Below are 12,501 nucleotides of genomic sequence, written 5' to 3' on the forward strand. Positions count from 1 at the left end.
CGGCGGCGGGCTCAGACGAAGGCGCCGATGCCGGTGATGTCCCGCCCGACGATCAACGTCTGGATCGTCTCGGTGCCCTCGAAGGTGTGGATCGCCTCGATGTCCGCCCAGTGCCGGACGACGTGGTGCTCCAGCAGGATCCCGTTGCCGCCGAGCAGGTCGCGGGCCTCCGCGAGGATCGAGCGGGCGGTGCGGGTGTTGTGCATCTTCGCCAGGCCGGCGACGGTCGGGGAGAGCTTCCCGGCCTCGGCGAGCCGGGCCGTCTGCATGCAGTACAGCTGCATCCCGGTCAGGTCGGCGAGCATCCGGACCAGCCGCTGCTGCACGATCTGGAACCCGGCGAGCGGCTTGCCGAACTGCTCGCGCTCCGTCGCGTAGCGCAGCGCCGCGTCGTAGCCTGCGGTGGCGTGGCCGAGCGCCATCCAGGCGCAGGTGCTGCGGGTGGTGGCGAGCACCGCGGCGCAGTCGGCGAAGGTGCGGGCGCCGGCCAGCCGGTTGTCGTCGGGCACCCGGACACCGTCGAGCGTGATGTCGGCCTGCCACAGCGCGCGCAGCGACACCTTGCCCGGGATGACGGTGGCCGAGTAGCCCTCCGCCGGGGTCTCCACGACGAAGCCGAGCACCTCACCGGAGTCGGTGTCCCGGGCCCAGACGATCACCAGGTCGGCCACGGTCCCGTTGCCGATCCAGCGCTTGGAGCCGCGCAGCACCCAGCCGTCGCCGTCGCGGGTGGCGGTGGTCTCCAGCGCGACCGAGTCCGATCCGTGGTCCGGTTCGGTCAGCGCGAATGCGCCGAGCTTGTCCATCGTGGACATCGAGGGCAGCCAGCGCTGCCGCTGCTCCTCGGAGCCGCACATCGCGATCGCCTTCATCGCCAGCCCCGCGTGCACACCGAGGAAGGTGCCCAGCGAGCCGTCGCCGCGGTGCAGCTCCATGTGCACCAGGCCGAGCGCGAGCGGGCTCATCCCGGCGGCGCCGTAGCCGTTGATGTCCTCACCGACGATCCCCAGCTCGGGCAGCCTGCGGAACAGGTGCCAGGGCAGCTCGGCCCGCTCCCAGTAGTCGTTGATGTCGTGCAGGACCTCGCTGTCGACGAACGAGCGGGTGTCGGCGAACCGGCGCCACTGCTCCTCGGTGAACTGGTCGCGCACCGAGAAGAAGTCGGTCCCCAGCGCCTCGCCGAGCTCGGTGTACGGAGTGGTCGGTGCGGACATGGTGCGCGGCCCCCTCGCCGTCGGAGTCGACGCCGATCTTCACACCACCGGTCCGGCTCCGCTCGGTGACGCGCGGCCCCTCCCCGCCCGGGCTCAGGCCTTGACCAGGCAGAACGGATGGCCGATCGGGTCGAGGTAGACCCGGAAGCTGTCCGGCATCGGCTGGGTCGGGTGCTTGCGTGCCCCGATGGCGAGCACGGCGGCCTCACCCGCCTCGAGATCCGGTACGTCGAAGTCGACGTGGCCCCGTTGCGGGCGCTCCTGGCCCGGCCACTCCGGTGGGGTGAACCCGCCCTCGGTGATCTGCTGGAACGCCAGCGTCGGCCCGGCGCCACCGGAGTCGAGCTCGACCCAGTCGGCGTCGGTCTGCTCGGCGATCGGCCAGCCGGTGATCCGGGAGTAGAACCGGGCCAGCTCCAGCGGCTCCGGGCAGTCCAGGGCGAACAGTGCGAACCTGGCGATGGGTGCGTCGGTGCTCATGGGATGGAGTGTGCCGCCGACCCCCGACAGTCTCCGCCGGTTTTCTCAGGCGGGCGGCGGCAGCTCGTCGATCGCGCGCTCGACCCGCTGCACGGAGATCGGGTACCGGGTCTTCATCGGGTGCGCGTACAGCGACACCCGCAGTTCCTCGATCATCGCGCCGATCTCGCGCAGCTGCGGTGACGGCTCCGTCCCCGACGGCAGGGCGACGAGCAGGCCGCGGTACTCGGCCTCGACCGGCGCCATCTCCGCGGTCCACCGGGCGTCCCGGGTGGGTTCGGTGCGCAGCTTCTCCAGCCGCACCTCCAGGGCCTGCAGGTACCGCTTGACGTCGCCGAGCCGGACGGCGCCGGCGTCGGTGACGAAGCCGGGACGGACCAGCCGGTTCATGATCACGGTCGCGTCGGCGACGCCGTCCCGGGCGGCCGGGCCGCGCAGGTCGGCGAGCGCCGCCCCGACCCGGTGCCAGACCTCCAGCACCCCGCGGACGGCGTCGAGCACCTGCAGCGTCGTCGCGGGCAGCCGCATCCGCAGCAGCTCGGCGAGGCGGAGGTACTGCGGCTCGTCGAACGGGTCACCGCCGCCTCGGCCGATCAGGTGATCGGTGGCGGCCGTGGTGCAGTCGTCCAGCAGCGCGTCCAGCGAGCCGTGCGGATTGCGGGACAGTGCGAGCCGCGCCCGGTTGTCCAGCCCGCGCAGCACCTGCTTCGCCGGGCTCGGCGTGTTGCCCAGCAGCAGCCGCCGGACCCCGCGGTGGTGCGCCGGATCGCGCTCGGCGGCGGTCGCGTAGACCCGGACGTCGGCCGTCGTGCCGCGGTCACGCAGGCCCGGGTATCCGGTGACGACGTGCGCGCCGCGCCGGATCGGCAGCTCCCGGGGCAGCTCGCCGATCGTCCAGGACGTCAGCCCGGTGGCCTCGATCCCGGTGCCGGCCGCGGCCAGCTCTTCCCGGACCTTCGGCGCCAGCTCGCGCCGGAGCCGGTCCAGGTCGGTGCCGCGGGCCAGCTCCACGTCGTTCTCGTCAAGAATCCGAAAAGTGACGGTGAGGTGGTCGGGGAGCCGGTCCAGCTCCCAGTCGGCCCGCCGGATCTCGACGTTGCGCATCCGGCCGAGCTCGCGCTCCAGGCCGTCGAGCAGCGGTTCGGCGGTGTGCTCGCGCAGCCGGCCCAGCACGGCGCGGGCATGGTCGGGGGCGGGGGAGAAGTTGCGGCGCAGGTTCCGCGGCAGGGTGCGGATGAGCGCGGTGACCAGTTCCTCCCGCAGGCCGGGTACCTGCCAGGTGAACGGCGTCGGATCGACCTGGTGCAGCGCCGCCACCGGCACGTCGACGGTCACGCCGTCGGTGTGGTGGCCCGGCTCGAACGCGTACGACAGCGGCAGCGACAGCCCACCGGCCGCCACGTGGTCGGGGTACTGCTCGCGATCGACGCCGCGCGCGGCCTCGGTGGTGAGCAGCTCCTCGGAGTAGTCGAGCAGATCGGGGCTGCGCCGCGCCTCCTCGGACCACCAGCGGTCGAAGTGCTTGCCGGACACCACCGAGGCCGGCACCCGCTCGTCGTAGAAGGCGAACAGGGTGTCCTCGTCGACCACCAGGTCCCGGCGGCGGGCCCGGTGCTCGAGCTCCTCGGCGTCGTCGAGCAGTTCGCGGTTGGCGTGGAAGAACGCGTGCCGGGTCTCCCAGTCGCCCTCGACGAGTGCGTGCCGCAGGAACAGGTCGCGGCTCACCTCGGGATCGACCCGGCCGTAGGCGACGGTCCGGTCGGCGACCAGCGGGAGCCCGTGCAGGGTGACCCGCTCGGTGGCGACGGCGCTGCCGCGCTTGCGTGACCAGCGCGGTTCCGAATATGTCTTCTTGACGAGATGTCCGGCGAGCGGCTCGACCCACTCCGGTTTCACCGGCGCGACCGTGCGCGCCCACAGTCTCGTCGTCTCGACGAGCTCGGCGGCCATCACCCAGCGCGGCGGCTTCTTCGCGAGCCCGGAACCGGGCCAGATCGCGAACTTCGCCCCGCGGGCGCCGAGGTAGTCCTTCGGCCCCTTGCGTTCCTTCTTCGCGGCGGCCTTGCCGGGGGCGTTCTTCTCGGCGAGCGGATCCTGCATGCCGACCTGGGAGAGCAGTCCGGCCAGCAGGGACTGGTGGATCACGTCGGCGCGCCCGGCGTCGAGCGGCTCGTCGACGGGCGGTGTGCCGGCTGCGCGCGAATCGGGGTCGTTGCGGTCCATTCCCGCGCTGCGGGCGGCCTGGCGGAGCTGCCCGTGCAGGTCCCACCACTCGCGCACCCGCAGGTAGTGCAGGAAGTCCTCACGCAGCTCCCGGCGGAACTTGCTGCCCGACAGCGCGTCCCGCCGCTCGCCGAGATGGTCCCAGAGTCGCAGGAGCGCCAGGAAGTCCGAGCCGTCGACGGTGAACCGGCGGTGCCGGTCGTCGGCGGCCTGGCGCTGCTCGGTGGGCCGCTCACGCGGGTCCTGCACCGACAGCGCCGCGGCGATGACGAGCACCTCGCGCAGGCAGCCGTTGCGATGTGCCTCGACCAGCATCCGGCCCAGCCTCGGATCGACCGGCAGCCGGGACAGCGAGTGCCCGACGGCGGTCAGCGAGCGCCGGTCCGGGCGGAGCGCGCCGAGCTCGTGCAACAGGTCCAGGCCGTCGGCGACGGCGCGCCGATCGGGCGGCTCGACGAACGGGAACTCGGAGATCTCGCCCAGATCCAGCGCGATCATCTGCAGCACGACCGACGCCAGGTTGGTACGCAGGATCTCCGGGTCGGTGAACTCCGGGCGGGCGTCGAAGTCGTCCTCGGAGTACAGCCGGATCGCGATGCCGTCGCTGGTCCGGCCGCAGCGGCCGGAGCGCTGGTTCGCCGAGGCCTGGGAGATCTTCTCGATCGGCAGCCGCTGCACCTTGAGCCGGCGCGAGTAGCGGGAGATGCGCGCGGTACCGGTGTCGACGACGTAGCGGACGCCGGGGACGGTCAGCGACGTCTCGGCGACGTTGGTCGCGAGCACCACCCGGTTGCCGGTGTGCGACTGCCAGACCCGCTGCTGCTCGGCCGTCGACAGCCGGGCGTAGAGCGGCAGGATCTCGGTGCCGCGCAGGTTGCGCCGTTCGAGGGCCTCGGCCGCGTCGCGGATCTCACGCTCGCCGGGGAGGAAGACCAGCACGTCACCCGGACCCTCGCGCTGCAGCTCGACGACGGCGTCGCCGATCGCGTCGTCCAGTTGCCGGTCGGGATCGGCGTCCGCGTCGTCGGGATCGACGACCGGGCGGTAGCGCACCTCGACCGGGAAGGTGCGGCCGGACACCTCGACGATCGGTGCGGGAGCCTGCTCGCCGCCGAAGTGCCGGGCGAACCGCTCCGGGTCGATCGTCGCCGAGGTGATGATCACCTTCAGGTCGGGCCTGCGGGGCAGCAGCCGGGTCAGGTACCCGAGAATGAAGTCGATGTTGAGGCTGCGCTCGTGCGCCTCGTCGATGATCAGCGTGTCGTAGCGGCGCAGGTTCTTGTCGCCGGCCAGCTCGGCGAGCAGGATGCCGTCGGTCATCAGCTTGACCATGGTCGCGTCGCCGACCTGGTCGGTGAACCGGACCTTCCAGCCGACCGTGCTGCCGAGCTCGACCCCCAGTTCCTCGGCGATACGGGCGGCCACCGTGCGCGCGGCGAGCCGGCGCGGCTGGGTGTGGCCGATCATGCCGTGCACGCCGCGGCCGAGCTCCAGGCAGATCTTCGGGAGCTGGGTGGTCTTCCCCGAGCCGGTCTCGCCGGCCACGATCACGACCTGGTTGTCCCGGATGGCTTCGGCGATCTCCTCGCGACGCGCGGAGACCGGCAGCGTCGGGGGATAGCTGATGGGCGGTGCCACTCGTGGGTGGTCGTCGCGATCGGGACCGCCACGACCACCCACGAGGGTGGGGCCGGGCGCCGTGACGGCAGCGTTCCGGCCCCGCGGCCCGCGGCGGCGCGGTCGGCGCTGCTGCTCACGGGCCGGTCGGCCGCGCGCGGCGCCCTCCGTCCCGGGGGCGGCCTGTGCTGCGGCCTCGTCGTTGGTCGACAGGGTTCTGATGTCGGGCTGCCGGTCGGCGGGGTCCCTGCGGGGACGGCGCGGACGCGGAGGCCTACCGGTCCCGCGTGCGGGACGGTCGTCGGCGGACGGGGCGGGTTCGCTGGACATCGTTCACTCAGTGTGCCTGCTCGCCCGGGACCGGGCGGACGCCGACCATGGTGATCGGGCTCGCAGCGGCGAGCAAGCGGTTTTCGACAAGGGGTCGGCGGGTTCGATGAGGTGTCCGAACCGGGCGCCGGTCGCCTCGCGGCGAGTGGCGCACCGCGGCTCCTGCCGGACGGTATTCCGCGGCGGCTTTTATCTGTTGCGGCCCGGGGACTCGTGTCGCCCGGCTCGGACAGTCGTTCCAACGGGCTCCTGCGCCGGATCATTCCCGGCGCAGGAGTCGGGACCGGGAGAGATCCGGGACGGTGCGGGCCCCGCGTCGATCCGGCCCGGTACGGGTATTGTCGTCCGATCTGTGACCAGTTTTGCTAATCTGGTCATCGAGTCACGGGGGGCGTCATGACCTTGGTCCCGGCCGGTTCCGGTACCGGCACGATCGACATCGACGGCGGCCGGGTCCGGGTGCTGCGCTCGGTCACCGTGCCCGAACCGGAGCGCGCGGGCACGCCGTTGCTGCTGGTGCACGGAGGCGGCACCGACAATGCGGCGATCTCCTGGTTCCACGCGTTCGAGGCGTTCGGCGTCGACCGTGAGGTGTTCGCGATCGATCTCCCCGGGTTCGGCGGGACCACCGGGATCGATCCGGTCGGTGACCCGCGGCGGACGGCCGACCTCACAGCCCGGGTGGCGGCCCGGCTCGGACTGACCCGGGTGGTCGCCGTCGGAGTGTCGATGGGCGGCGACGTCGTGCTGAATCTCGCGCTCCGGCATCCGGAGCTGGTCGAGGCGCTGGTGCTGATCGGGCCGGGCGGGCTGATCCCGGTGCTGCGGAACCGGTTCACCCAGTTCGCGGCGTGGCTGGCCGCGCAGCTGCCCGAACGCGTGTTGCTCGCGCTGTCCCGCACGGCGAACTCGTTCGTCCAGTCCGCCGTCCGCGGCGTGGTGTCCGATCCGGACAGCCTGCCGCCCGAGGTGCTGGCGGAGTTCCTGCGGGAGGCGCGGCGGCCGGGCGCATTCCTCGGGTACCTCCGTTACAACCGGGCCACCCTCGGACCGCGGTCGATGCGCAACGATCTCCAGTCGGAGGTCGGCCGGATCGACGTTCCCGCGTTGTTCTTCCACGGCGCCGACGATCCGATGGTCGATCCGGAGGGCTCCCGTCGGGCCGCTCGGTCGATGCCCGCCGCGCGACTGGTCCTGGTGCCCGGGTGCGGGCACTGGGCGCAGTTGGAGGCCTCGGAGCAGTTCGCCGCCGAGGTCCGGGCCCTGCTCGCCGGCACCGCGCACCCGGGGGCGGCCTGAACACGCACCCCGCGCCAGGGCCGTCCGGATCGGATCGGCCGACAGCGAACCGGTCGGTACGGCGCCGGTCAGCGGTGCGGCGCGGCGGGCAACACGACCACCGCGCTCGTCCCGGTCCCGAGTACCGAGTCGAGGGTGAGCGAGCCGCCCATCGCCTCCACCAGACCGCGGGCGAGCGGCAGCCCGAGCCCGACCCCCTCGTCGCCGGGCTCGTCGCGATCCAGCCGGTCGAACGCGACGAACAGCCGGTCGGCGGTCCCCTCGGGGATGCCGCGGCCGGAGTCCCGGACCACGAGCCGGACCGTCGCCCCGGCCGTCACCGTGACCGCCACCCGGCCGTCCGGCCGGTTGTAGCGGATGCCGTTCCCGACCAGGTTGATCAGCACCTGACGCAGCCGCCGGGGATCCGCCAGGACGGTCACCGGGGCGCCGCCGTCGTGGTGCAGGGTCACGCCGCGCTCGTCCGCCATCGGCCGGAGCAGCTCCAGCACCTCGTCGGCGAGTGTCCGCACGTCGAGATCCACCGGCTGCGTGGGCAGCGCGCCCGCCTCGATCCGCGCGACGTCGAGGACGTCGTCGACCAGCGACAGGATGTGGGTGGTCGCACCGGAGATGTGCTCGAGTGCCGCGTCGCGCCGGTCCGCCGGCAGGTCGAGGGTGCCGAGCAGCTCGGCGAACCCGGAGATCGCCTGCAGCGGGGTGCGCAGCTCGTGGCCGAGTGCGGCGACGAAGCGGGACTTGGCATGGCTCGCCGCCTCCGCCGCGGCGCGGGCGACCTCGGCCTCGTGCCGGGCCTGCCGCTCGCGCAGCGCGGCGCGGCGCTGGGTCAGGTCGAGTACGGCGACCGACAGCTGGACCGGCAGGCCGTCCGGACCTCGGATCTCCGACGCCGTGACGGCCAGCTCCAGCTCGGTGCCGTCCGGCCGCCGGGCCCTGGCCTCGCCGCCCGACGCCGGGACCAGGACGTCGCCGACGGTCTTGCCGCGGACGTCGCGCCCGAGGAGCTCGGTCAGTGCCCGGTTGGCCTCGGTGACGGTGCCGTCCGGTGCGGTCAGCGCCATCCCGGTCGCGTTGTCGGCGAACGCGCGCCGGAACCGTTCCTCGCTCTCGGCGAGCGCTCCGTACAGCCCGGCGTGTTCGATCGCGACCGACGCGAGATGGGTCAGCCGCCCGACCAGGCGCTCCTCACGGGGGGACGGCCGGTGCGCCCGGTCGTGGTAGACCGCGAACGTGCCGAGCACGCCGTCCCGGCCGGTGATCGGGGACGACCAGCACGACCGCAGACCGTGCGGGGCGGCGAGCTCGCGGAACCCCCGCCAGCGCGGGTCGGTCCCGATGTCCTCGGCGACGACCGCACTGCCCAGGAACGCGGCGGCCCCGCAGGAGCCGGCCTCGGCACCGATCGTCATCCCGTCGATGCCCGAGGAGTACTCCGGCGGCAGCGACGGGGCAGCACCGTGGTGCAGCGTGCTGCGGGCCTCGTCGAGCAGCAGCACCGAGCACCGCGCGCCGGGGACGAGCGACTCCAGTGCCGCCGTGATCCCGCCCAGCACCTCGGGCAGTGCGGTGCCCGCCGCGATCCGCTCCAGCAGCTCGGTCTGCCGTTGCAGCAGCACGACCGTGTCGGCGTGGTCGAGATCGAAGGCGGTTCCGGTTCCGATCATCCGCTCTCCAGCCGGTAGCCGACGCCGCGGACGGTGCGCAGGATCCGGTCCCCGCCGGGGAGCTTGTGCCGCAACCGGTGCACGTGCTCGGTCACGGTGGCCTCGCTGCGCCAGTCCGGCGCCGCCTCCCACACCTGTTCCAGCAGCTGGGCGCGGCTGAAAACCTGCCGCGGGTGCCGGGCCAGGAACGCGAGGAGATCGAACTCGCGGGCGGTCAGCTCGACCGGGACGCCGTCGACGGTCACCTCCCGGGTCGGCTCGTCGACCCGGAGCCCGCTCGCCGGTCCGGCCGCGTCGTCGAGCCGGGCCGGCACGGAGCGGCGCAGCACCGACCGCACCCGCGCCGCGAGCTCGCCGGGGGAGAACGGCTTGACCAGGTAGTCGTCGGCACCGAGATCGAGACCGACGATCCGGTCGGTCTCGCCGCTGCGCCCGGACAGCACGATCACCGGCAGCGCGGCCCCGCCGCGGGCGCTCTCCGCCCCGCGGACCCGGCGCAGCACGTCCAACCCGCCGACGCCGGGCAGCGACAGGTCCAGGACGACCAGATCCGGGCGGTCGGCCGCGATCCGGTCCAGCGCGGCGGCGCCGTCCGAGGCGGCGACGACCGCGAAACCGTCGGCCTCCAGCTGCCAGGTGACGAGGGTGCGGACGCGCTCGTCGTCGTCCACGACCAGCACGGTGGAGCCTGCCGAACCCGCCGACCACGCCGTCACACGGCGATCGTCCCGCGCGCACTGTGACGTGCGCAACCGGCGCGGCGGCGACGTGCGCGACCGGCGCGGCGGCGACGTGCGCGACCGGCCGCGGCGGGGCAGGTGCCCGGTCAGGCCCGCTGCGCGGCGAGGACGGCGTCGGTCCAGGCGGGCCAGGCGTCGACGGCCCACTGCCCGAAGTCCCGATCGGTGAGGACGACGGCGGCGAACCCCGCCGCCGGATCCACCCACAGGAACGTCCCCGACTGTCCGAAGTGGCCGAACGTGCGGGGCGAGGAGGCCTCGCCGGTCCAGTGCGGCGACTTCCCGTCGCGGATCTCGAAACCGAGCCCCCAGTCGTTCGGCTTCTGCCGGCCGTAGCCGGGCAGCAGCCCGTCCAGCCCCGGGTACGCGACGGTGGTCGCCTCGGCGACCGTGCGCGGATCCAGCAGCCGGGGCGCCTGCAGCTCCGCGGCGAACCGGGACAGGTCCTGCGCGGTGGAGACCGCGCCGGCGCCGGCCGCGCCCTCCAGCCTGGTCCGGCTCAGGCCGAGCGGCTCGCAGACGGCCTGGTGCAGGTAGTCGGCGAAACCGATCCCGGTGGCCTCGGCGACGGCGTCGGCGAGCACGGCGAACCCGGTGTTGGAGTAGATCCGGCGCTCGCCGGGGGCGGCCTGGATCCGGTCGCTGTCGAAGGCCAGCCCGGAGGTGTGCGCGATCAGGTGCCGGACGGTCGAGCCCTCGGGGCCCGCCGGGTCGGCCCAGTCCAGAGCGCCTTCTTCGACGGCGACGAGCACGGCGTAGGCGGACAGCAGCTTGGTCACCGAGGCGAGCGGGAACTCCCGGTCGGTGTCGCCGGCCTCGGCGAGCACGGCGCCGTCCGCGGCGACGACGGTGGCCGCGACGTGGTCGACCGGCCAGTCCAGGACCCGGCGTACCGCCGGTGCGAGTCCGGTCACGACAGGGGAAGCGGTCGGGTACTCATGCGGCCATCCTCGCAGCCGTGTGGGGGCGGGATCAGGAGTCGCCGTGCACGGGGATCAGGGCGCCGGAGATCGGGGCCGCGTCCGGACCGGCGAGGAAGGCGACCACCCGGGCGATCGCGGCCGGGGTGACGGCGCGGGCGACCGCGTCGTCGCTCATCCACTCCCGGTTGGTGGGGGTGTCGATCACCGACGGCAGCACCGCGTTGACCCGGATCCGCTGCGGGCGCAGCTCGTCGGCGAGCAGCTCGGTCAGCCGGTGCACGGCGGCCTTGCTGGTGCCGTGCACGAGCTGGGCCGGTCCGGTGGCACCGGCCTTCGCCCCGACGGTGACGATCGCGCCGCCGCCCGCGCCGGCGATCCGCGGGGCCGCGGCCTGCGCCGCCCACACGACCGAGGCGTAGTTGGTGTCGAACAGCCCGTGCAGGGTGTCCGGGTCGGCATCGGCGAGTCCGCCGGGCGCGTAGCCGCCGGCCACCGCGACCAACGTGCCGACGGTTCCGGGGAGGTCGTCGATCCGGTCGAACGCCTCGCCGACGGCCCCGCGGTCGGTCAGATCGACGCCGATCGGATGGACGCCGTCGGCGGCGATCCGGTCGAGCCCGGGCCCCGGCCGGCCGAGCGCGACGACCCGGTGCCCGCGTGCCCGGAACTCCTCCACGACGGCGCGGCCCAGTGCCCCGGCAGCGCCGGTGACGACAACGGTGTGACTCATCCCGGCATCGTGGCACCCCGGCATGCCGAGGGCACGCGGTGGCCGATGCGGCCGTCCGGTCTTCATTGCGTGCTGCCACCCAGCAGTGCATGGTCGCCTGAACGGGTGATCGGAGGCCGAATTGGTCGTCAACTTTGTTGAGACCGAGAGGATCGGTGACACGGCCGACGGGACCCGGTCGACACGGATGGCGTGACCACCTCGCAGAACCCCTCCGGCGCCCCGGCCCAGCCCGGCCCGCCGCAGCAGGACCCCCGCCACGTCGCCCAGGGCCAGTACCCGCCGCCGCAGCAGCAGCCGTACGGGCCGGACCCGCGGCACACCGGCCCGCAGCAGCGGGCCGGACATCCGCAGGCCCCGCAGTACGGCCCGCCCGGGCAGCCCGGCCCGTACTACGACGGCCACCCGCAGGTGCCGTTCGGCGGCCCGCCGTACGGGAACCCCCGCCCCGGCGCGCCGGTTCCGCCGGCCGGTACCGAGGCGTGGCCGACGGCCGCTCAGCGTTCCGCGGTCCCGCAGCAGCGGGGCAGCTCCGGCCCGCAGGCCCTCGTCGAGCTGCCGCGCAACGGGTTCGGGACGACCGCCCTGGTGCTGGGCATCCTCGGGCTGCTGTTCTCGCTGATCCCGTTCGTCGGGGTGATCGCCTGGCCGCTGGTGATCCTGGGCCTGATCTTCGGTGTGCTGGGGATCGTGCGGGTGAGCCGCGGGAAGGCGAACAACCGGGGCGTCGCGATCGCCGGGACGGTGCTCTCGGCGCTGGGGCTGCTGGTCTGCCTGGTCTATGTCTCGGCGTTCGCGTCGGTGGCATCGGACATCTCCGCGGCCGCTCCGGCGGCGACGGCACCGGCGTCCGACGACGCCGCGGCCGCCCCCGCGGCGCCGGTCGCCGCGGCGGACGGCGACGTCATCACCTACGAGGTCACCGGTTCCGGTGGTGCGGGCAGCGTGACCTACATCAAGGACGAGAACTTCGGTCAGGAGCAGGCGAACGGGGTCGCCCTCCCGTGGACCACGGAGGTCACCTTCGACGCGGGTGCGCTGTCCTTCCAGCCGCTCTCGCTGGTCGCGCAGTCCGACTCGGGTGGCAGTGACGAGATCACCTGCCGGATCCTGCGCAACGGCGAGGAGATCACCTCCTCGACCAGCTCCGGCCCGTACGCAGTCGTCTCCTGCTCCGGCACCTGACGATTCCCCACACGCGCGCCGACCCGCGCGCAGCGGTGCCGCCGACGGCGGCACCCGGTGGTCACGCACGAGCGCGGCCCGGTGCACGACGAGGCC

The 12,501-nt window shown here is 73.7% G+C and carries 9 protein-coding genes; 2 read left to right on the forward strand and 7 right to left on the reverse strand.

Annotated elements, in window-relative coordinates; genetic code table 11:
* Positions 1-11: 11 nt before the first annotated feature.
* From Pdca_RS03265 to hrpA, 3 genes are all read right to left on the reverse strand, one after another.
* On the reverse strand, positions 12-1,214 hold the full coding sequence (locus Pdca_RS03265) for an acyl-CoA dehydrogenase family protein (protein WP_085916191.1): 1,203 nt from the start codon (positions 1,212-1,214) through the stop codon (positions 12-14).
* A 93-nt stretch (positions 1,215-1,307) separates the two neighbouring features.
* The gene (locus Pdca_RS03270; RefSeq protein WP_085916190.1) at positions 1,308-1,694 is read right to left on the reverse strand and encodes a VOC family protein; all 387 of its coding nucleotides are present in this window, start codon (positions 1,692-1,694) and stop codon (positions 1,308-1,310) included.
* Between the two features lie 45 nt (positions 1,695-1,739).
* Positions 1,740-5,555: an ATP-dependent RNA helicase HrpA gene (hrpA, locus tag Pdca_RS03275; RefSeq protein WP_232021395.1), complete on the reverse strand. Its 3,816-nt coding sequence runs from the start codon at positions 5,553-5,555 to the stop codon at positions 1,740-1,742.
* 705 nt (positions 5,556-6,260) lie between these two features.
* Between hrpA and Pdca_RS03280 the strand changes: the two genes are divergently transcribed.
* Positions 6,261-7,163 carry an alpha/beta fold hydrolase gene (locus Pdca_RS03280; RefSeq protein WP_085916188.1) on the forward strand — a complete coding sequence of 301 codons (903 nt, stop codon included), beginning with the start codon at positions 6,261-6,263 and terminating at the stop codon, positions 7,161-7,163.
* A 68-nt stretch (positions 7,164-7,231) separates the two neighbouring features.
* On the opposite strand, the gene Pdca_RS03285 is transcribed toward Pdca_RS03280, so the two are convergent.
* The 4 genes from Pdca_RS03285 to Pdca_RS03300 all read right to left on the reverse strand — a co-directional run bounded on the left by Pdca_RS03285 (position 7,232) and on the right by Pdca_RS03300 (position 11,220).
* Positions 7,232-8,827: a GAF domain-containing sensor histidine kinase gene (locus Pdca_RS03285; protein ID WP_085916187.1), complete on the reverse strand. Its 1,596-nt coding sequence runs from the start codon at positions 8,825-8,827 to the stop codon at positions 7,232-7,234.
* Positions 8,824-9,543, reverse strand: a complete 720-nt coding sequence (locus Pdca_RS03290; RefSeq protein ID WP_085916186.1) for a response regulator transcription factor — start codon at positions 9,541-9,543, stop codon at positions 8,824-8,826. Before Pdca_RS03290 ends, Pdca_RS03285 begins: the two co-directional genes overlap by 4 nt.
* 110 nt (positions 9,544-9,653) lie before the next feature.
* Positions 9,654-10,481, reverse strand: coding sequence for a serine hydrolase domain-containing protein (locus Pdca_RS03295; RefSeq protein ID WP_085916185.1), 828 nt, complete (start codon positions 10,479-10,481; stop codon positions 9,654-9,656).
* A gap of 58 nt (positions 10,482-10,539) precedes the next feature.
* Positions 10,540-11,220, reverse strand: a complete 681-nt coding sequence (locus Pdca_RS03300; RefSeq protein ID WP_085916184.1) for an SDR family NAD(P)-dependent oxidoreductase — start codon at positions 11,218-11,220, stop codon at positions 10,540-10,542.
* A gap of 192 nt (positions 11,221-11,412) precedes the next feature.
* On the opposite strand from Pdca_RS03300, the gene Pdca_RS03305 reads away from it, so the two are divergent.
* Positions 11,413-12,405, forward strand: coding sequence for an MmpS family transport accessory protein (locus Pdca_RS03305; protein ID WP_085916183.1), 993 nt, complete (start codon positions 11,413-11,415; stop codon positions 12,403-12,405).
* The last annotated feature ends 96 nt before the right edge of the window (positions 12,406-12,501 follow it).

The sequence above is a fragment of the Pseudonocardia autotrophica genome, from assembly GCF_003945385.1.
In the GTDB taxonomy this organism is placed as follows: Bacteria; Actinomycetota; Actinomycetes; order Mycobacteriales; family Pseudonocardiaceae; genus Pseudonocardia; species Pseudonocardia autotrophica.